Annotated in this window: 19 protein-coding genes and 2 tRNA genes; 10 read left to right on the top strand and 11 right to left on the bottom strand. The window is 62.2% G+C overall.

Features of this window, described 5'->3' with window-relative positions; genetic code table 11:
• Window positions 1-170 precede the first annotated feature (170 nt).
• From LZ496_RS01890 to LZ496_RS01910, 5 genes are all read left to right on the top strand, one after another.
• Window positions 171-1241: a PA0069 family radical SAM protein gene (locus tag LZ496_RS01890; RefSeq protein WP_249902900.1), complete on the top strand. Its 1071-nt coding sequence runs from the start codon at window positions 171-173 to the stop codon at window positions 1239-1241.
• 79 nt (window positions 1242-1320) lie between these two features.
• Window positions 1321-2709 carry a M20/M25/M40 family metallo-hydrolase gene (locus tag LZ496_RS01895; RefSeq protein ID WP_249902901.1) on the top strand — a complete coding sequence of 463 codons (1389 nt, stop codon included), beginning with the start codon at window positions 1321-1323 and terminating at the stop codon, window positions 2707-2709.
• A gap of 32 nt (window positions 2710-2741) precedes the next feature.
• Window positions 2742-2978 (top strand): hypothetical protein, encoded by a 237-nt coding sequence (locus LZ496_RS01900; protein WP_249902902.1) that lies wholly within the window; start codon window positions 2742-2744, stop codon window positions 2976-2978.
• 64 nt (window positions 2979-3042) lie between these two features.
• A tRNA-Pro gene (locus LZ496_RS01905) sits at window positions 3043-3119 on the top strand.
• Between the two features lie 64 nt (window positions 3120-3183).
• A tRNA-Ile gene (locus tag LZ496_RS01910) sits at window positions 3184-3258 on the top strand.
• Window positions 3259-3264: 6 nt separating this feature from the next.
• Here the strand turns inward: LZ496_RS01910 and LZ496_RS01915 are convergent.
• Together LZ496_RS01915 and LZ496_RS01920 are read right to left on the bottom strand one after the other, a co-directional pair.
• Window positions 3265-4797, bottom strand: coding sequence for a sensor histidine kinase (locus tag LZ496_RS01915; protein WP_249902903.1), 1533 nt, complete (start codon window positions 4795-4797; stop codon window positions 3265-3267).
• Window positions 4798-4982: 185 nt separating this feature from the next.
• The gene (locus LZ496_RS01920) at window positions 4983-6221 is read right to left on the bottom strand and encodes a tetratricopeptide repeat protein (RefSeq protein ID WP_249902904.1); all 1239 of its coding nucleotides are present in this window, start codon (window positions 6219-6221) and stop codon (window positions 4983-4985) included.
• Window positions 6222-6511: 290 nt separating this feature from the next.
• Here LZ496_RS01920 and gyrA point away from each other — a divergent pair, with 290 nt between their 5' ends.
• Window positions 6512-9292 (top strand): DNA gyrase subunit A, encoded by a 2781-nt coding sequence (gene gyrA / locus LZ496_RS01925; RefSeq protein WP_283937858.1) that lies wholly within the window; start codon window positions 6512-6514, stop codon window positions 9290-9292.
• A gap of 66 nt (window positions 9293-9358) precedes the next feature.
• The gene (locus LZ496_RS01930; RefSeq protein WP_249902905.1) at window positions 9359-9826 is read left to right on the top strand and encodes a host attachment family protein; all 468 of its coding nucleotides are present in this window, start codon (window positions 9359-9361) and stop codon (window positions 9824-9826) included.
• Here the strand turns inward: LZ496_RS01930 and LZ496_RS01935 are convergent.
• Together LZ496_RS01935 and LZ496_RS01940 are read right to left on the bottom strand one after the other, a co-directional pair.
• Entirely contained in the window at window positions 9823-10254 is a 432-nt protein-coding gene (locus tag LZ496_RS01935; RefSeq protein ID WP_249902906.1) for a DUF488 domain-containing protein, read from the bottom strand. The two genes, LZ496_RS01930 and LZ496_RS01935, sit on opposite strands and share 4 nt — an antisense overlap.
• Window positions 10254-10748, bottom strand: coding sequence for a putative glycolipid-binding domain-containing protein (locus LZ496_RS01940; RefSeq protein ID WP_249902907.1), 495 nt, complete (start codon window positions 10746-10748; stop codon window positions 10254-10256). The genes LZ496_RS01935 and LZ496_RS01940 overlap by 1 nt, the downstream gene beginning before the upstream one ends.
• A gap of 149 nt (window positions 10749-10897) precedes the next feature.
• Between LZ496_RS01940 and trmFO the strand changes: the two genes are divergently transcribed.
• On the top strand, window positions 10898-12232 hold the full coding sequence (gene trmFO, locus LZ496_RS01945; RefSeq protein ID WP_249902908.1) for a methylenetetrahydrofolate--tRNA-(uracil(54)-C(5))-methyltransferase (FADH(2)-oxidizing) TrmFO: 1335 nt from the start codon (window positions 10898-10900) through the stop codon (window positions 12230-12232).
• Here trmFO and LZ496_RS01950 read toward each other — a convergent pair.
• A complete protein-coding gene (locus LZ496_RS01950; protein WP_249902909.1) occupies window positions 12229-12672 on the bottom strand; it encodes an EF-hand domain-containing protein in 444 nt (147 codons plus the stop codon). The genes trmFO and LZ496_RS01950 overlap by 4 nt on opposite strands.
• Window positions 12673-12808: 136 nt before the next feature.
• On the opposite strand from LZ496_RS01950, the gene LZ496_RS01955 reads away from it, so the two are divergent.
• Both LZ496_RS01955 and LZ496_RS01960 read left to right on the top strand, forming a co-directional pair.
• Entirely contained in the window at window positions 12809-13762 is a 954-nt protein-coding gene (locus LZ496_RS01955) for a hypothetical protein (RefSeq protein ID WP_249902910.1), read from the top strand.
• Window positions 13763-13874: 112 nt separating this feature from the next.
• On the top strand, window positions 13875-14831 hold the full coding sequence (locus LZ496_RS01960) for a hypothetical protein (protein WP_249902911.1): 957 nt from the start codon (window positions 13875-13877) through the stop codon (window positions 14829-14831).
• On the opposite strand, the gene LZ496_RS01965 is transcribed toward LZ496_RS01960, so the two are convergent.
• The 6 genes from LZ496_RS01965 to eno form a co-directional block, all read right to left on the bottom strand.
• Window positions 14828-15355 (bottom strand): hypothetical protein, encoded by a 528-nt coding sequence (locus LZ496_RS01965; RefSeq protein WP_249902912.1) that lies wholly within the window; start codon window positions 15353-15355, stop codon window positions 14828-14830. The genes LZ496_RS01960 and LZ496_RS01965 overlap by 4 nt on opposite strands.
• Window positions 15356-15452: 97 nt before the next feature.
• Window positions 15453-16826 (bottom strand): pyruvate dehydrogenase complex E1 component subunit beta, encoded by a 1374-nt coding sequence (locus tag LZ496_RS01970; protein WP_249902913.1) that lies wholly within the window; start codon window positions 16824-16826, stop codon window positions 15453-15455.
• Window positions 16826-17896 (bottom strand): pyruvate dehydrogenase (acetyl-transferring) E1 component subunit alpha, encoded by a 1071-nt coding sequence (gene pdhA / locus LZ496_RS01975; protein ID WP_249902914.1) that lies wholly within the window; start codon window positions 17894-17896, stop codon window positions 16826-16828. Before pdhA ends, LZ496_RS01970 begins: the two co-directional genes overlap by 1 nt.
• A gap of 69 nt (window positions 17897-17965) precedes the next feature.
• Window positions 17966-18619: a hypothetical protein gene (locus LZ496_RS01980; RefSeq protein ID WP_249902915.1), complete on the bottom strand. Its 654-nt coding sequence runs from the start codon at window positions 18617-18619 to the stop codon at window positions 17966-17968.
• A gap of 27 nt (window positions 18620-18646) precedes the next feature.
• Window positions 18647-18958 (bottom strand): FtsB family cell division protein, encoded by a 312-nt coding sequence (locus LZ496_RS01985; RefSeq protein ID WP_249902916.1) that lies wholly within the window; start codon window positions 18956-18958, stop codon window positions 18647-18649.
• A 79-nt stretch (window positions 18959-19037) separates the two neighbouring features.
• A complete protein-coding gene (gene eno / locus LZ496_RS01990) occupies window positions 19038-20327 on the bottom strand; it encodes a phosphopyruvate hydratase (protein WP_249902917.1) in 1290 nt (429 codons plus the stop codon).
• Between the last annotated feature and the right edge of the window lie 141 nt (window positions 20328-20468).

A 20468-nucleotide genomic window follows, 5' to 3' on the forward strand; every position in this document is an offset into this window, starting at 1 on the left:
GGGAACCGGCTTTGTTCCGATTGGTTGAATTCGCGAAGAGCGGGGCAGTCGGAGACTGCTCATGTATATCGGAATTGGTGGACTTATCCTGCTGATAATCGTGCTGGTTGTCCTCTTCTAGCAAGGCATTCGTTCTTGTTACGTTCTCATTGTTCGACTAGGCTGGCACCATGCCGGTCGAGTCGATCAGTGGGCGCGGCGCCACCCGAAACGCCACTCCGACGCGCTTCAACCTGAAGGAGCGCATTGCCGATGGTGATTGGCTTGACGAGGTGGAAAGTCTCGATGGCCTTCCTACACGGCGAACCACGGTCACCGTCGAACGGCCGAAAAGCATCATCACCCGCAACAGTTCGCCGGACCTGGGCTTTGATCGCTCGATCAATCCCTATCGCGGCTGCGAGCATGGCTGCATCTATTGCTTCGCAAGGCCAACCCACGCCTTCCATGACCTCTCCCCCGGGGTCGATTTCGAAAGCCGACTGTTCGCCAAGCCGGACGCCGCGAAGCTGCTGCACGCCGCACTGTCACAGCCGGGCTATTCGGTGGCGCCGATCGCGCTCGGGACGAACACCGATCCCTACCAGCCGATCGAAGAAGATTGGCGGATTACGCGTTCGATCCTCGAGTTGCTGCTTGAGACGAAGCACCCCTTCACCATCACCACGAAATCGGACCGGGTGGTACGCGACCTGGATATCATTGGACCGGCAGCGCGCCTTGGAATCGCCGCCGTCGCGGTCTCGGTTACTTCGCTCGATCCCAAGGTGCTTTCTACGCTCGAACCCCGGGCCCCCGCTCCGCGCAAGCGACTGGCGGCGATCAAGGCTCTGACCGAGGCGGGCGTGCCGACCTTTGTGTCCGTCGCGCCGGTGATCCCCCAGATCACCGATCATGAGCTGGAATCGATCGTCGAAGCGGCGGCGGAAGCCGGCGCGCGCGGCGCCACCTTCATTCCGGTCCGGCTGCCGCACGAAGTGGCCCCGCTGTTCCGCGCCTGGCTCGACGACCATTATCCCGACCGCGCGGCCAAGGTCATGGCCACCATCCAGTCACTTCGCGGCGGCAAGGACAATGACCCCAACTTCTTCACGAGGATGCGTGGACAGGGGGCCTGGGCGGAGCTTATCCGCACGCGCTTCGAGATCGCTTGCCGGAAGCACAACCTGCCGCGCCTGAAAATTCCGCTGCGCCGCGACCTGTTCGAGCCGCCAGCAGGCGACCAGTTGCGACTGTTTTGATCGATCGCCTCTGCCATTTTATGGCAATTTTTGACAAAGGGCGGTGACAGGCGCGCGAACCGCCCTTAGCAATCCGGCCATGTTTCGTACCCTTGTTGCAGCATCGCTGCTGGCCGCCGCTTCCGCCCTTCCCGCCCAAGTCCATCAGTCCCCGCTGGTGGATCCCAAGGTCGCCGCCCTGCGTGATGCGGCGCATGACGGCGATCATTATGCCTGGGACATCACAGAAGGACTGACGACTGAGGTAGGCCCGCGCCTTGCCGGCACCGAAGCGGAGGCCCGCGCACGGGATTGGTCGGTCAAGAAGCTGACGGAAATGGGCTTTGCCAACGTCCGCATCGAACCGTTCGACCTGCCCGTATGGGTGCGCGGCCACGAAAGCGCGGAGATCCTCGCCCCCTTCCCCCAGCCGATGGTTGTAGCTGCGCTCGGCAACAGCGCTTCGTCGGGACCGGATGGGGTGACGGGAGAGATCGTCGCCTTCGACAGCATGGACGCTCTCCGCGCCGCGCCAGATGAACTGGTTCGCGGCAAGATTGTTTTCGTCGACCATGCGATGCCGGCTAACCAGGACGGCTCGGGCTACGGACAGTTTGGCGCGGCGCGGCGGCAGGGCCCGACCCTCGCCTCGCAGAAGGGCGCGCTGGCAATCGTGGTTCGCTCCATCGGAACGGACAATCACCGGACTCCGCACACGGGGACCATGTCCTTCGACAATGGGGCCAAGCCGATCCCGGCAGGCGCCTTGTCCAATCCCGACGCCGATCAGCTGCTGCGCATCCTGAAGCGCGGCCAGCCTGTGCGCATGAAGCTGGTCCTGGAAAGCCGGCAACTTGGAACCGGAAAATCGGGCAATGTGATTGCCGAAGTGCCGGGCCGCGACCCGAACCTGCCGCCGATCCTGGTCAGCGGGCATCTCGACAGCTGGGACCAGGGCACCGGTGCGATCGACGACGCCTCGGGCGTTGCGATCGCTGCGGCCGCGGCGAAGCGCATCATGGATGCGGGCCGTCCGCTGCGAACGATCCGGATCGTCTGGTTCGGCGCCGAGGAGGTTGGGCTGTTCGGCGGCCTCGCTTATCGCGCGACGCACGGCAAGGAACCGCATTATGCGATGATGGAAAGCGATTTCGGCGCCGACAGGATCTACAAGGTCGACAGCAAGCTGGGCCCGGACCGCAAGTCGGAAGCCGAGGCGATCGCCAAGGCGCTGGCGCCGCTCGGAATCGTCACCGGTTCCTTCACGGAGGCTGAAGGATCGGACATCGGACCGATGCTGAAGGACGGGCATTTCGGGGTAGGCCTTAGCCAGGACGGGACACGCTATTTCGACCTGCATCACACCGCCGACGACACGTTGGACAAGATCGACCCCGCCCAGCTTCGGCAGAATGTGGCCGCCTGGACCACCGTGCTGGCGATACTTTCGGGCGGGATCGAGGAGCCGAAAGCAGGGAAGCGGCGTTAAGCCCCCGCAACAAATCGTTACGGGAGGAATATATGCGAATGATCGTGGCCCTGCCCTTGCTGGCGCTTGCCGCCTGTCAGGTGACGAAGGACGATGCCAACGACAGCGTGACGGTTGAATATAATCAGGACGTCGCGGAAAACGGCCTTGAAGATGCGGCCAATCTTGCCGGAAATGTCGCGGCGACCGTCAGCAATGACGTTCAGGAAGCCGCCGACAAGGTCGAGAACACCGACATCGACGTCGACGTGAACACGAACGCAAACTAGTCCGTCGCCAGTTCGAATTAGCCTTTTCGAGGCCACATCACGCTGCTAGGCGGCGCTCTCCGGTCGGGGAGTAGCGCAGCCTGGTAGCGCATCTGCTTTGGGAGCAGAGGGTCGCAGGTTCGAATCCTGTCTCCCCGACCATCACCTTTTCAGGACCATCTGGGAGATGGTCCGAAATTGTGATCAATGTGTCGGGTAAGCGGTGGGGCCTGTAGCTCAATGGTAGAGCTGGCCGCTCATAACGGCTTGGTTGTAGGTTCGAGTCCTGCCGGGCCCACCAGCCCGGCTATTTCCTGGATGCAGGCAGGACGAGCTGGAATTCGGTCGGGGTCAGGCGCAGGCTTCCCGAAGCGAGCTGGGCAAGTCCGCGGACCAGCCTGAGGGCGAACCCAAGGCCAAGGGGCGATACAGTGCCAGCGTCTTCGACCTGGAATGCGGGATCCATGATCTGCGCATCAGTGAGCTGGCGGGTCGATGCGGGCCGGGTCACCGAAATTGTGAGCCGCTTCTTGGCTTCCCGCACCTCCACATCGACTTGCTGCCCGTCCGGAGCAGCCTCGATAGCGGCGCCTAGCAGCCGACCCAGCAGCCGCCGAGCCAGTTCCGGTTCCAGTGCGCAGCGAAGCGAGCCGAGCGATGTCGCGATCCGCAAGCGAACATCGCGGGAAAGCGCGCGATTGCCCCATTCTTCAGCCAACGCAGGAAGTATTTCGGCAAGATCGGTCGATGCCCCTTCGGTTGCGGGCTGGGCCTGCAATCGGGCCGCGAAATCCAGGTCCTCGATCGCCGCCAGGAGCATTCGCGCCTGGCTAACGATCTCCGCAGCGCGGTGACGATAGTTGCGATGTGCCGGGCCGAGATACTGGCCGTCGATGATCTCGGCGAAACCGATAATCGCGTTGAGCGGGGTCTTGATCTCATGGATCGTCTCCCGAAGCGCGTCGGCATCGGCCATCGACGCAGGTAGCGACGGCTTTCCCTGAGCCTCTTCCTCCACTCCCTCGCGAATGGCGATGCCCCGGTAACCGAGGAAGCGGCCATCGTTCGGAGAGAAAGCGGGGATGCCGCTCAACCGCCATTCACCCTCGAGCGCCGGCGTGGGCAGCTTCATCGGCGTGTCATCGAACGGAAGACGATCGGTGAAGGCGCGGACAAGGGCGCGGGGCGCCCCTTCCTCGCTGGGGAGGCTTCGGCCAATGAGCGCGCCGCGCGGGGCGCCTTCTACCCAGCCGATCTGCCCCGACGCGTCGCATTCCCAACGGAACAGATTGGGTCCCGTTACAAGTTCCTTGCGATCGGGTTCGGGCAAGCGGGAGGATAGATCGGCGGCTTCCGCCGGCTGCGGCTCGCGCTTGCTTTTGAGCCGCTCGATACGCGCGACCATGTCTCCGATCGAAGGAGCAGGTTCCAACGCCGACTGAGGCACCTCGCCGGCCGTCGCCACGGGTTGCGCAGTCACAGCGACGGCGACATCGCCCCGGAGCGTCTGGATGAACGCGGCGACTTCATCACTCGCATCCCGAAGCACAAGCGCCCAGCCCTCCTCGTCGAGGGGAGCAGCGGCAAGCAGCGGTGCCGCAACCTCGAGCTTGTCCGCCGCGAAGATGGCGATCAGGCGGGGTTCGGCGGCGCGGCCGGCGATGCTCCGGGCGGTCGCAGCACGAACGGTCTTCGGTACGGAGCGAACGCCGGACTGGACCATGGTCAGCGCAGCGTCGAGCAACGCCGGGTCGAGTTCGTCATGGGGGCGGGAAAGAAGGTCGACGAGCTGGCGCCAGCGAACGGTCCGGTCGTGGGCGTCCGCGACCGGTTGCGTCATTACCGTCCTGAGGCGGTCATCGTAACGCACTGAATTCCATGCCCTCCCCGTACATGCCTGCAGCCATGCGGGTACGCGCGTGGGCGGGACAGTGGGTGAACATTAACCATCCCGAATTGGGACAATATGAAAAGGGCGCCGGAGCAGGTGCCCCGACGCCCTTAATCACGATGTGTCGCTGGAAACTAGGCCTTGGTTGCGACGTAGGCCAGCCAGAGCTTGGCGATCTCGGCCTGGGTGCCGCCAACCGCGTTCAACGCGGAGGTTGCGCCGGCCTTGTCGCCGGCACGGGCGAGCGCCATGCCGAGCCTCAGATTGGCGACGTCCTTGTCGACGCCCTGCTTGTCGAGCGCGGCGCGGAACAGGTCCGCCGACTTCTGATAATCGCCATAGCCATAATAGGCCTCGGCCGTGACCATCGCCTGTCGAGCGGCTGGAGCGGCCAGCGCCGTCTTTGCGCTGCCGTCGAGCGTCGCTCGATCGCCCTGCGACTTGGTGCTCGCCAGCGAATAAAGCTGACTGAAGGTCGCCTTGTTCTTGTCGATCGAATTGGCGGCGAAGCCCTGCTCGAGGACCATCTTGGCCTCGCCGGCGAAGCCCTTCGTCACCAGCGTATTGGCGAAGCGGAAATAGTCGTTCTCGCCCGCCAGCGCTCCGGTCGCCTGCGCAAGTCGCATCGTGTCGATCAGGCCGCTGTCGTCCAGCTGGCTGGAGGTCTGGTAGATGCGGATGGTGTCGCGCCAGGTCTTCGGACTCGGATAGGCTGCGACCCACTTGCGGCTGAGTTCCGGCGCATTCGGCAGCTTGGCGTTGAAGGCCAGTGCGACAGAGCGCTTGTACCAGCTTTCGTCAGCCTTCTGACCGCTCGCGGTCTTGGCGGCGATTGCTTTCTCGATGAGGGTCACCGCTTCGGCGGCCCGACCCTGACCGTTGCGCGTCTCGCCTAGCATCACGGTCGCTTCGAGGTGGTTGGGATCGATCTTCAGCACCTGCTCGAAGGCGGCGGCGGCCGGATCGAAATTCTTGGCGTTATAGTGAAGCTGCCCGAGGTTCATGTAGAGCGGTAGCGTTTCCGCCGGCGAGAGGTAGCCCGAGTTCAGAACCGCCTGGAGAGCCGTCAAGGTCGCTGCATTATCCTTCGCATCGACCGCGGCCTTCAGCTGCAGCTGGGCGATCACGAAATGATCGTCCTTGTTCTTTGCCTTGGCCTGCGCGGCGGCCACCGCAGCGGGGATAGCCGCCGCATCCTTGGCGTTGACGGCGGCCTGCAGGGCGACGATTTCCTTGCGTGCACCGCTGGAAATCTGCGGCTGCTTCGGCGCCGCGGCCGCTTCGTCCTTCTTGTCCTGGGCAACCGCCGGAGCAGTCGTTACCAGGCCGCCGGCAGCCAGCAAAAGCGCAAATGCGGTGGGGTTCAGTTTCATTCCTGTCTCCTGTTGCGCCGGCTTCCCGATCGGCCAGTCCGGCAGCGAAAGTTTTTTTGGATTACCGGGCAGCCCCATAGACTTGATCCCCGGCCACGAAAAGCGCGAATGGCGTAGATGGCCTTAACCCCGTTTGAACCACCGGTTCATTCGCGCGCGTACGCGTAGCGCGCGTGCGCGGGGTGGCGCTTCCACGCGCCATCGGCTAGCAGTCGTCGGAGGGGGCATCTCCTGCCGTTGGGCAGGCGATTCTCACTGCCCAACAAGAATCAGAAACGACAGGATTTCCCTTGGCGACCCAGCCTCCGGCCGACGATACCACCCCTCCTTCCGCGGGTGATATCGCCCCCATCTCCATCGTCGAGGAGATGAAGACCAGCTACCTCGACTATGCCATGTCGGTGATCGTCAGCCGCGCGCTGCCCGACGTGCGCGACGGGTTGAAGCCGGTCCATCGCCGGATCCTCCACGCCTGCCAGGAAGCGGGCTACGTAGCCGGGAAGCAGTACCGCAAGTCGAGCCGCATCGTCGGTGACGTCATGGGTAAATATCACCCGCATGGCGACAGCGCGATCTACGACGCGCTGGCCCGCATGGTGCAAAGCTGGTCGCTGCGCGTCCCGCTGATCGACGGCCAGGGCAACTTCGGATCGATGGACCCCGATCCGCCAGCGGCCATGCGTTACACCGAAGCGCGGTTGGCCAAGGTCAGCAACTTCCTGCTCGGCGACATCGACAAGGACACCGTCGATTTCCAGCCCAACTATGACGCCAGCGAGCGTGAGCCGCAGGTACTTCCGGCGCGCTTCCCCAACCTGCTGGTCAACGGGGCCGGCGGAATCGCGGTCGGCATGGCAACCAACATCCCGCCGCATAACCTCGGCGAAGTGCTTGCCGCGTGCCGCGCCTATATGGACGATCCGACCATCAGCTCGGAAGGGCTGATGGAGCATGTGAAGGGCCCGGACTTTCCGACCGCACCGCTGATCCTGGGCACGGCTGGCATTCGCGCGGCCTATACCACGGGCCGCGGGTCGATCCTGATGCGCAGCCGCGCGCATGTCGAGGAAGGCCGCAACGATCGCCGTTCGATCGTGCTGACTGCGATCCCCTACCAGGTCGGCAAGTCGGGCCTGGTCGAGAAGATCGCCGAGGCGGCCAAGGACAAGCGTATCGAGGGCGTGTCCGACATCCGCGACGAGTCCAACCGCGAAGGCGTCCGTATCGTCATCGACCTCAAGCGCGATGCGACGCCGGAAGTGGTACTCAACCAGCTTTGGCGGCACACGCCGGCCCAATCGAGCTTCCCGGCCAACATGCTGGCGATCCGTGGCGGTCGGCCCGAGACGCTGGCCCTGCGCGACATCATCGAGAGCTTCGTCAAGTTCCGCGAAGAAGTCATCACGCGCCGCTCCAAGTTCGAGCTTCTGAAAGCACGCGAGCGGGCCCATATCCTGCTCGGTCTCGTCATTGCGGTCACCAACCTTGATGAGGTCGTGAAGCTAATCCGAGGTTCGGCAAGTCCTGCAGAGGCCCGCGAAAAGCTGCAGTCGCGGGAATGGGCTGCCGATCAGATTCGCCAATATATCGCGCTCGTGGAAGCGGTAGAACCGCAGGCCAAGGGCGAAACCTACCGCCTAACGGAATTCCAGGTCCGGGCAATCCTGGAACTGCGCCTGCACCGGCTAACCGCGTTGGGCCGCGACGAGATCGGCGGCGAGTTGGAAGATCTTGCCAAGTCGATCGGCGAACTGCTTGAAATTCTGGGCAATCGCGTCCGCCTCTACGAGGTGATGCGCGAGGAATTCGACGAGGTCGAGGCCGAGTTCGCGACCCCGCGCGTGGCTGAAATCACCGCTGCGTTCGACGGGCTTGAGGACGAAGATCTGATTGAGGTCGAGGACATGGTCGTGACCGTGACCATGACCGGTTACATCAAGCGCACCCCGCTCGCCCTGTTCCGCGAACAGAAGCGCGGCGGCAAGGGCCGTTCGGGAATGAGCACGAAGGATGAGGATATCGTCACTGAGCTGTTCGTGACGTCGACCCACAATCCTGTGCTGTTCTTCTCCAACATCGGACGAGTCTATCGCATGAAGGTGTGGCGCCTGCCGGAGGGCGGGCCCACGGCCAAGGGTCGGCCGATGGTCAACCTGCTGCCGCTGGCGGAAGGTGAGACCATTACGACCGTGCTGCCCCTGCCGCAGGACGAAGCCGAATGGGGCGGGCTGCACATCATGTTCGCAACCGCCAAGGGCACGGTTCGCCGCAACTCGATGGATGCGTTCACCAACATCCCGACCGCCGGCAAGATCGCGATGAAGTTCGGAACGTCCGAGGAAGGCGAGGAAGAGGAAGACAGCCTCGATCGCATCATCGGCGTCGAATTGCTGACCGAGAATGACGACGTGCTGCTGGCCACCCGCAACGGCAAGGCGATACGTTTCCTGTCGACCGATGTTCGCGAGTTCCAGAGCCGTGCCTCGATGGGCGTACGCGGCGTGAGGCTGCAAGGCGACGACCAGGTTATTTCCATGTCGATACTTCACCGGGTCGGGACAACTCAGGAAGAGCGCGAAGCCTATCTTCGCTGCCCGGCCTGGCGGGAACGGGAAGAAGAATGCACCCTGCCCGCGGAACGCTATGCGGAGATCGTGGCGGGCGAGCAGTTCCTGCTGACCGTCACCGAAAACGGCTATGGCAAGCGGTCCTCGACCTATGAGTATCGCCGGACGAACCGCGGCGGCCAGGGCATCATCAATATCGTCACGTCCGAGCGAAACGGCGGCGTGGTCGCCAGCTTCCCGGTGAAGCCGGGAGAATCGCTGATGCTGGTTACCGACCAGGGCAAGATGATTAGGACGACGGTGGGGGATATCCGGATTGCGGGCCGCAACACCCAGGGCGTAACCATCTTCAACGTCGCCAATAACGAGAAGGTCGTATCGGTCGCCAAGATCGACGAGAGCGAGGAAGAGGAAGTCGAACTGGACGGCGGCGGAGAGATTGCGCCGGAAAGTGGCGGCGATACGTCCGAAGACCTGGCAGCAGGTCCAGAAGACGGCCAGTAGGAGGAACGAGGGCGTCGGGGGACGCGTTCACCGGGGGAGAGAGATTCACCGGAGAAGGAGACCCTGATGCCGCTTCCCAATAACGCCCTGGTCCTGGTCACAGACGGCCGCAAGACGCTCTTCTTCCGCAATCAGGGGGACGAGAACCAGATCGATCTCAGGACGGAGGCGTTCGAAGAACGCGAGGACGCGCCCGATCGCGATATCAAGACGGACGCCGCAGGCTCGTCGAAGCAAAGCAACGGATTTGGGCGCCCAGCCCTTGGCGAAACCGACTTCCATCAACTCGAGGAAGATCGCTGGGCACATAATGCGGCTGAAACGGTCAACAAGCGCGTTCTCACAAACGATTTCGATGCGTTGGCGATCATTGCGCCACCGAAGACGCTCGGCGTTCTGCGCAAGAAGCTTCACAAGGAAGCGGAGCGCCGGATCGTTTGCCAACTACCCAAGGAAATGACGAAACGCCCAATACCGGACATCGAGGCGCTGATCGTCGGTGAGATGCGCGCTGAGGCCCCGGCCGACTTTTAGGGAAAGAGGTGTGTGACGTCGGCGTCGGCCGCTTCGGCATCCAGCAATAACGACCGATGGCATTGAGCGGGCTCGCGCTCAAAGCATAGAAGCGCGCTTGGCTTGTCCGCGGCCAGTTCCCGCATCTGCTCGGCCTGAACCATCGCTTCGGGAAGTTCGAGCTGGCCGGCGTAGATTCGCTCCAGCTCCTCCTGCCGCCCTGCCCTGGCGGCGGCCCGACCATCCGCCGGAGTGCCAAGGGCCTTCAAATGCACATAGTCGATCCCGACTTCGGCGAGGGCGTTCTTCAGCGGGTTTTTCGAGAAGCCTGGCCTTCGCGAGTTGGGAACGGCGCGCACGTCGATCACCCGCTCGACACCCGCGCCCTGCAGGGCCGAGAGGAACTCCGCCATGGTAGTCGCCTCATAGCCGATGGTGAAGATATGCATCAGCGGGGCTCCTCCATTTCCCACAGCCCGGGATAGAGACGCACAAAGCCGTTGTGTGCAAGCTCCAGGACCGCCGAATAGGAAGCCGTCGGAGAATCATATTGGTAGCGGTCGTCCGCGAGGCGACGGTAATGTTGGGGCAGCCGGACCAATGTGGGTTCACCAATGTCGAACCATGCGGCGGGGATGTCCGCCTCCTCACCCTCTGCCAGCCCGGCATGCCGAAGCTGCTGCAAGTTGGTCGCGGGAGTGAAGCCGAAGTCGAGGTGTACAAGGTCGTCGAGCCCGGCGACCTGCGTACCGTCGAGATACCAGGCACCTTCCCGCCTAAACTCGTGGGCGACCGCCCGGTCCTCCCGAAATCCTTCGATGCGGGCCCGAAGCGTCGAATAGTCCGAATCCAGCTCCAGCCGATAATGGAGCCCGGTAACACCTTGCTCGAAGAAGGCCGCGAACCCGGTCAGCACCCATCCGTCGTTCCATTTTCGGATCATGGCAGCATCATGACCCCGCACGTCCAGGCGCCGCCAGAAAGCGAAAGCCCGGTCAGTCATATCTGGCTCTGACCGGACCCCGCCTGGATCGAGCCTTTCGTCCAACATACTCTTCCTCCTCGGGCAAAGCAGGACTAACGAACGCCGGCATGACCCATCAAGTTCATATCATCGGTGGCGGCCTGGCTGGTTCCGAAGCAGCGTGGCAGCTCGCGAATGCGGACATCAAGGTCCGCCTGAGCGAAATGCGCGGCAGCGGCGACATGACGCCCGCGCACGAAACGGACCGGCTGGCCGAAATGGTCTGCTCCAACAGCTTCCGGTCGGACGATGCCGAAAATAATGCGGTTGGCCTGCTGCACCAGGAAATGCGGGCGCTGGATTCGATCATCATGGCCGCTGCGGACGAGCATCGGGTGCCCGCGGGATCGGCGTTGGCCGTGGATCGGGAAGGCTTCGCGGGCGAAGTCACGAAGCGGATCGCCAACCATCCCAATATCGAGGTGGTGCGCGAGCGGGTGGATACCCTCCCCTCGTCCGGCCCGACGATCATCGCGACAGGGCCGCTAACTGCGCCAGGGCTGGCCGAGGCCATCGCCAAGGTGACCGGCAGCGACGCGCTCGCTTTCTTCGACGCGATTGCGCCGATCATCCACCGCGAGAGCATCGACATGTCGGTCTGCTGGATGGCGGCGCGTTGGGACAAGGGCGGCAAGGATTACATCAACTGCCCGATGACGAAGGAACAGTATGAGGCCTTCGTCGCAGCATTGAACGACGGCGAGAAGACCGAGTTCAAGGATTGGGAGAAGGACACACCCTATTTCGAAGGCTGCATGCCGATTGAAGTGATGGCGTCCCGCGGCGTCGAAACGCTCCGCTATGGTCCGATGAAGGGCGTCGGGCTCGACGATCCGCGAACCGGGCGATGGCCGCATGCGGTGGTCCAGCTTCGCCAGGACAATGCGCTAGGGACCTTGTGGAACATGGTCGGGTTCCAGACCAAGCTGAAACATGGCGAACAGGTGCGCATATTCCGCACCATCCCGGGCCTGGAGAATGCAGAGTTCGCGCGGCTCGGCGGCATCCATCGCAACAGCTTCATTCGGTCGCCCGAGCTGCTCGACGAGCAACTTCGCTTGAAATCTCTGCCGCATATCCGCTTGGCGGGGCAGATCACCGGCTGCGAGGGCTATGTCGAAAGCGCGGCCATCGGCCTGCTGGCGGCGAAATTTGCGGCAGCCGAGGTGGCGGGAAGCAGCTTGCCCGCGCCGCCGCTGGAAACAGCATTGGGCGCTCTGCTTGGTCACATCACCGGCGGCGCCGATGCCGAGACCTATCAGCCGATGAACGTCAACTTCGGATTGATGCCGCCGCTTTCCGGCCCGAAAACGAAGAAAGCCGACCGAAAGAAAATCTATACCGATCGCGCTCGCGCAGCTTTGAAGGAATGGTTGGCCGAAGCAGAGCCATTGCCCGCCTAAGCGCAGGCGCAGGCCGCCTTCTTCGGCCGCGCCTTAGGTGCCGTCGTGGCGAATTCGGCGCGAGTGAGCGCTTTGCTGCCATCAGCATCGGCGCCCTCAAATTTTTCGATGCTTTTGGCTGCCCATTCCTCGAAGCTCAGGCGGCCGTCGGCATCGGAATCCAGCTTAGCGAACGCCTTGCGGCGGGGTTCGACCAGCTCGGCAAGGGTGATGCGGCCATCCTCATTCTTGTCCGAACGGTCGAACCGTTTGACCTCCTTGCTTTTCGGATCGGCGGCAGGCGCCTCGCCAATCGGCGCGAGTTGGCCCGGCAACTGAGCCGCCAGCCGCGGCTCGGGTGCGGCGGGTAAGGCCGGTGGTTCGGCATCGCTTCGGAAAATAAGAACAGCCCCTGTCACGAACAGCAAAACAGCGGCAATACCGGCCAGCCAACGAAGCATAAGCCCTCCAACCACAATGACCCTAGGCCCGCGAGAGCAAGTGCCGTTCAGCGGAACGCAAACGCCGCCTACCCGAAATGGGATTGACCGCAGAGTTCGACGTTCGAACTTGCCTCCAATCAACGGGGAGTTCGGAATGCGTATTTCATCGAGCCTGGCGGCGGCTATCCTAATCTTAATCTCGACTACGGCCGCTGCGAGTTTGCAGCCAATCAATCAGACAATTGTCGTTAAGGCTACACGCCTCAATCCGAGTGAAGCACGCCAGCGAGCCGTTGATTTTGTGAAGAGCACTGGCGTCGCCAACGGGCAAAAGCAGGTAGCGCGCTGGGCAGTTCCGATCTGCATCAATGTTGTTGGCGTCTCAACGCCGCAGGCCGCGAAGATCGAAGATCTCATGCTAGGCGTTGCACGCCAAGCTGACGTGCCGGTGGCTCAGGGAGACTGCGATCCCAATATCAACGTGATTTTCACTGCCGACGCCAGCGGCGTCGTCAAACTGGTGCACCGGCGAAAGCCGCACCAACTGCGTGAACTCAGCCTAGCTGATCGCGAAAGGCTCCTGACCGGGTCTGCTCCGGTCCGCTGGTGGAATTCTACGGAAGCGATGGATCGCGACGGGGTGCGATCCAACAATATTTCTCCGGGATGGGTCAGTGCGGGTAAATCCGGCGGCGCCGGCGCCGTGACCGACCCCGTTACAATCGGAGGTGTCGGGGAAATCACGTCTACCCAGCAATATAATAGCGGCAGCCACGTCAGAACTCCGACGATCCGGTCGATTTATGGCGCGACCATCGTCGTAGATGTGACAAAGATCGGAGTAGTTGGGGTAAATTCTATTTCTGCCTATGCCGCTATGGTGGCGTTCGCCGAAATCGATGAGGGTGCGCCGCCTCCGGACTCGATCCTTGGACTGTTCGAACCATCGATAATCGAATCCTCGCTAACCGATTGGGATATGGCCTTTTTGAATTCGCTCTATCGAATGCCGCTGGACCGGCGTGCCCGGATACAGCGTGGCCATTTGGTTGAGGCCCTTCTGGACGAGCGCCTCGCGGAAAAGACAAAATACGAAAACCCTGACTGAGGAAGATCCAAAGCCTCTATCCCGTTGGTCGAACGATAGGTGAGGCTTGCCCGCAACCGCTTGACATCATTGCCGTACAGAAGATCATTCTCGCGTCAGTCGGGAGTTTGTCATGCGTTTGTCCTACCCCCTCGCCGCAATCCCGCTATTTATTTCGGCCGCTGCGCTTCCTGCCGCGCAGCAGAATTCCGGTAAGACCATTATCGTCAAAGGGACGCGGATCGATCCGGGTCAGGCGCGCGAGCGTGCCGTCGATTTTGTCAAACGCACCGGCGTCGCGCAGGGCCAGCAGCAGGTTGCGCGGTGGGTGGTCCCGGTTTGCATCAAAGCGATTGGGCTAAATACGCCACAAGCAGTGCGGGTCGAGGACCTCATGCTCGACATCGCCTATGAGGCCAATATGCCGGTTGCCGGGCCGGGTTGTGAGCCCAATGTCACCGTCAGCTTCGCTCCCGACGCAGGAGAGGTTGTCCGCCAAATCTATGCCCGCAAGCCAAACCAGTTGCGCGAGGCCAGTCGGACCGAAAAAGAGCAGTTACTTAATGGAACCGCTCCAGTCCGTTGGTGGTATGCAACGGAGATGGTGGATCGCGAAGGCGTGAAGTCCAACAATATTTCGCCGGGGTGGATTGGCGCCGGCGAGGGCAGCGGTGTTCCCGGCAATGCGGTTACCAGTGCCGTAAGTGTCGGAGGGGAAGGCGACATGACTTCGACACAGCAATATAATAGCGGCAGCAATGTACGGACCCCCACGGTTCGGTCGCTTTATGGCGCAACCGTCATCGTTGATGCGCCAAAAGCGGGAGCCGCGCCGATCGATGCGATCGCTGCTTATGCCGCGATGGTCGCCTTTGCCGAGATGAGTGCGACGAACCCGCCACCGGATTCCATCCTCAGCCTATTTCAGACTGATAGCGTTGAAACGAACCTGACTGACTGGGACATGGCGTTTCTAAAATCGCTCTATCGGATGCCGCTAGACCGCCGCACCCGCATTCAGCGCGGCCACTTGGTCGAGGCATTGCTGGACGAGCGTCTTCCCAAAGCGAACCAAGCCAAGAAGCCCTAGCCAATCGTTCCGAACAGGCGGTGGGAGAGCAGCGCCACGGCGCGGGCTGGAGTGGCCTCCGGTTCAATTTCTGGGAACTGCTTGACGTCACGCACCGCGAGCCGGGCAAATGCGGTGAGCGGCCGCAGCTTACGCGCGAAGCGATGCCCAGCGAGACCTGGTAATTCGCTGTCGGCATGGATGGATGGCCGCAAATGCTTCCTTGCGACCTGCTGAAGAGCGAATAAGCGCCCGGCCGGAGCAAGCTTCGAATCGGATTCCCCGAGCAACCTGGCCGCAATCTCGAAGATGAGTTCGCCTCGCTTTGCGATCCGGTCCCGGTCCGGGCTTTCATCGAGCAGTGTTGCCCAGCCATCTTCAATTGCAGCCAGTGCTTTCCCGCTGATTCCCCTAGGGATTAGCTGCGACACGACTGCCTGCAACCTTGGTTCGGGTGGCGGCGAACCGTTATCGAGCCGCTCCAGCGCTTCGCGCCACCAGGCGAGCCTGATCGCGCCGAGCGCAGGCTGCGTCGATGACGTCACCACATCGACCAGGGCATCGTCGATGCCGAACAGGGCGTCGAAGGCCGAGCGAAGCTCGACCGGCCAATAGAGCCGGACGAGATCGCGGTCGGTCGGATCAGCGATAGGTGACCGCCTTGGCTGCCTTCACGACGTCATCGGACTTGATGATCGCCATCTTCTCAAGGTTCGCGGCATAAGGCAGCGGAACATCCTCATCGGTGACACGCATGACCGGCGCATCGAGGTCGTCGAAGCCTTCTTCCATACAGATCGCCATGATCTCGGAACTGATCGAGCAGGTCGGCCAGCCTTCCTCGACCACTATAAGGCGGTTGGTCTTGGCCAGCGACGTCAATACGGCCTGCTTGTCGAGCGGACGAAGGGTGCGAAGGTCGATGACCTCGGCGTCAATTCCCTCAGCCGCCAACTTTTCGGCTGCTTCCAGCGAGATGCCGACACCGATCGAATAGCTGACGATCGTGACGTCATTGCCTTCGCGCATGATCCGCGCCTTGCCGATCGGAAGGACATATTCGTCGACCACCGGCACATCGAAATGCTGGCCGTAGAGCAGCTCATTCTCGAGGAAGACGACAGGGTCTTCGCTGCGGATTGCTGCCTTGAGCAGGCCCTTGGCATCAGCTGCGTCGTATGGTGCGATGACCACCAGTCCGGGGACAGCGGCATACCAGGGACCATAGTTCTGGCTGTGCTGGGCACCGACTCGACTGGCGGCGCCGTTGGGACCGCGGAACACGATCGGGCAACGCATCTGGCCACCGGACATATAATTGGTCTTGGCGGCCGAGTTGATGATGTGGTCGATCGCCTGCATGGCGAAATTGAAGGTCATGAACTCGATGATCGGCTTCAATCCGCCCATCGCCGCGCCCGAGCCGATTCCGGCAAAGCCATATTCGGTGATCGGCGTGTCAATGACGCGCTTTGCTCCGAACTCGTCCAACAGACCCTGGGTGACCTTGTAGGCGCCCTGATACTGCGCGACCTCTTCGCCCATCACGAAGACGCGCTCGTCACGGCGCATTTCCTCGGCCATGGCGTCGCGAAGCGCTTCGCGCACCGTCGTCGACTTCATTTCCGTACCCGGCGGGACATCGGTCGCCTGCATGGTCGGCGCCTTGGGTGCGGGCTTGGTGGGCTCCGCGGCCGGCGCCGGTGGAGTCGGCTCTTCTTTTTGCTCCGGCTGTTCGGGGCGTTCAATGAGCGCTTCGGACGATGCCTCGGCACCATCACCTCCCATGAGCGCGATCACCGTACCGACCTTCACGCCATCGGTACCTTCGGGGATCAAGATCTTGCTGATCGTGCCTTCGTCGACCGCTTCGAATTCCATCGTCGCCTTGTCGGTCTCGATTTCCGCCAGGATGTCGCCGGACGTGACGTTGTCGCCTTCCTTCACCAGCCACTTGGCCAAGGTGCCCTCTTCCATCGTCGGCGAGAGCGCCGGCATCTTCAGTTCGATACCCATCAGTAGCTCTCCACCAGCACGTCGGTGTATAGTTCGGACGCCTCCGGTTCCGGCGCCTCCTCAGAGAATTTCGCAGCTTCGACAACGATATCTTTGATTTCCTTGTCGATTGCCTTCAAATCCTCTTCCTTGAAGCCAAGCTTCGCAAGTTCGGCCGCCGCATGATCGATCGGGTCGTTATGCTCGCGATAATCCTGCACCTCTTCCTTGGTACGGTACTTCGCCGGGTCCGACATGGAATGGCCGCGGTAGCGATAGGTCAGCAGCTCGAGGATGATCGGCCCCTTGCCCGCTTGGGTCCAGGCCATTGCCTCTTCGGCCGCACCGCGAACGGCAAGCACGTCCATGCCGTCGACCTGGATGCCGGGAATGCGGAAGCTTTCGCCCCGCTTGTAGAATTCCGGCTCCGAAGCGGCCCGCTCCACCGCGGTGCCCATCGCATATTTGTTATTCTCGATCGCGTAGATGATCGGCAGGTCCCACAGCTTCGCCATGTTGAAGCTTTCATAGACCTGGCCCTGGTTGGCCGCTCCGTCGCCAAAATAGGCAAGGCAGGTGCCGCCATCGCCGCTGTACTGGTGCTTGAAGGCCAGGCCCGTTCCGAGCGAAACCTGAGCGCCGACGATGCCGTGGCCGCCGTAGAAGCCGTGCTCGACGCTGAACATATGCATCGAACCGCCCTTGCCCTTGGAAATACCGGCGGCGCGGCCGGTCAGTTCGGCCATGATGACCTTGGGGTCGATGCCGTAGGCGAGCATGTGGCCATGGTCGCGATAGCCGGTGATGACGCTGTCGCGTCCGACCTTCATCGCTGACTGAAGGCCGACGGCAACGGCCTCCTGGCCGATGTAGAGGTGGCAGAAGCCGCCGATCAGGCCGAGACCGTACAGCTGTCCAGCGCGCTCCTCGAAGCGGCGGATGAGCAGCATCTGCTTGTAAAAGTCGAGCAGCTCTTCCTTGGACGCCTTGTAACGCTGCGGCTCTTTCGGGCGCTCGCGATTGGTTTTGCCGGGCGCTGCTGCCGGGGCAGCCGTCTTGCGGGCCGATTTCGCCACTGACCTCTCCACCATGATCTGTTTGCGCGCCTATAGGAGCGGCAGGGGCGATAGGGCAATCCGTAGCGTCACTGGGTTTGAAATTCAGTCGCCTGCAAGGAAGCTGGTCATCAGCCACTTACCATTGCGACGCTCGAACGTGGCGCGATAGTCGATCGCGTTCCGGACCGCGTGAAGGCGGACATAGCCTGTTTGTCCGTTGGTCAGCCGGGCATGCAGCCACCCTTCGGGCGCCCAATTGTCCTGTTCCAGCAATATGTGGTTGTCGAGCAGCATGCGGACCGGCGCCATGTCACTTGGCTCGCTGCGCAAAGCTGCGCCTTGTGAAATTGAGAAATAGGGTGGCGGAAATCCTTCGAATTCACCGAGGCTCGAGAAGTTTCCGGGCATAATTTTCTGACCCTGATACTCTCCGCAACCCAGCGCCAGCACCTCGGCCAGCTCGGCCCACAGCGCACTATTTTCTGTGCCGTCCAAGCCCCAGGCTTCAACGAGCGCGGGCCAGCCGCTCCCACCGCCGAGATCAACACTGATTTCCGGATCTACCAATTGTCGAAGCGCCGCCTTGTCCTTCGACGCAACCGCCTTAGCCAGGCTTATCCGATACTCAGCAAAGGACGCATCGCTGTCGCAATCGTCGACAATCGGCGCACGCGCCGGCTCCGCTTGAGCCGCTTGAAGGGCTGCAAACAGGAAGACGACGTTCATGGATTCAAGCCTGATCGATACGCGGCTCAACGCCTATCGAAAACTTAAGACCCAGCCCTATTCGAGCGGAATGACGACCTCGTCGGTGCGAACCAGGCCGAGGTCCTTGCGAACCATTTCGTCGGCGAGGTCCGGATCGGCCTTGCGCGGATCCAGCAATGCCGATTTATGGCGAAGTCCGTCACGTTCCGCTTCGAGAGCGGCCAGTTCTGCCTTGCGTGCCTCAAGCTGCTGCGAATAACCTCGCCAGGCAAACAGCCCGTTTTGACCGGCGACCGCGTGACCGGCAAAGGTGCCCACGACGAGCAACGCCAGCACCGGCCATGCCGCGCGGCGGATCAATCCGATGCTCTTGGGCTTGCCCTTCATAAAACTAGAAGAATCAGAAAGACGCCATGAAGGCAAGCGCTTTCATGCTTTTGATTCACAGAAATATTTTCTGTGTGACTCAGGCGGCCTTGTAGGCCCTGAGCGCATTGACCCCGGGATAGCCCGCCGCATCGCCAAGCTCTTCCTCGATCCGGAGCAATTGGTTGTATTTGGCGGTGCGATCCGAGCGGGCAAGGCTGCCGGTTTTGATCTGCCCGCAGCTCAGCGCCACGGCGAGGTCGGCGATGGTCGAATCCTCGGTCTCGCCCGAGCGGTGCGACATGACGGCGGTATAGCCGGACGACTGGGCGAGCCGTACCGCGTTGATCGTTTCGGTGAGCGTGCCGATCTGGTTGACCTTGACCAGGATCGAATTGGCGATGCCGTTCTTGATCCCATCGGCAAGGCGCGCTTCGTTGGTAACGAACAGGTCGTCGCCGACCAACTGGACACGGCCACCAACCTTGTCGGTCAGAGCCTTCCAGCCAACCATGTCGTCTTCGCCCATGCCATCCTCGATCGAGGCGATCGGATAGGCGTCGCACAGCTCGACGAGGTAATCGGCCATCTGTTCCGACGAGAGGGTCCGCCCCTCACCTTCCATGGCGTAGGCGCCATTCTTGAAAAACTCGGTAGAGGCACAGTCGAGCGCGATGAGCACGTCGCTGCCAAGCTTGTAGCCGGCGGATTGGGTTGCTTCGGCGATCAGATCGAGCGCCGCGCGGGCCGATGCGATGTTCGGAGCGAAGCCACCTTCGTCCCCTACCGCCGTGCTGAGACCCTTGGCATGAAGCGCGGACTTCAACGCGTGGAAAATCTCGGTGCCGCAACGAAGCCCTTCCGAAAAATTCGGAGCTCCGACCGGCATGACCATGAATTCCTGGAAGTCGATCGGGTTATCGGCGTGGGCGCCGCCGTTGAGGATATTCATCATCGGTACCGGCAGCAGGGTCGCGCCGACGCCGCCGACATAGCGGTAAAGCGGAAGGCCTACTGCCTCGGCCGCCGCGCGGGCGGTCGCAAGGCTGACGCCGAGGATCGCGTTGGCGCCCAGCTTCGCCTTGTTGGCCGTGCCGTCGAGGTCGATCATCGTCGCGTCGATCTCGGCCTGGTCCTCGGCTTCGAAGCCGATGATGGCATCCGCGATCGCGCCATTGACCGCCTGGACTGCTTCGGAAACGCCCTTTCCGCCCCAGCGCGACTTGTCGCCGTCGCGACGCTCGACCGCTTCGTGTGCGCCGGTCGAAGCGCCGGAGGGAACCGCGGCCCGGCCCATCGAGCCGTCTTCCAGAGTCACATCGACCTCAACCGTCGGATTGCCTCGGCTGTCGAGGATCTGGCGGGCGTGAATGTCGACGATCGCGGTCATGTGGGTCCCTTTTTCGATGAAGAGCCAAGTGAATTCGTTGCGGCCCCTATACGGCGCGCGGCAAAGGGTGCAACTTATGGATCGTTGCGAATGCGACGCCGGAACGAGGGTGGGCGTGCCGGGTTGAAGTGCGAAAGGAGG

The sequence above is a fragment of the Sphingomonas caseinilytica genome (assembly GCF_023516455.1).
GTDB lineage: Bacteria > Pseudomonadota > Alphaproteobacteria > Sphingomonadales > Sphingomonadaceae > Sphingomicrobium > Sphingomicrobium caseinilyticum.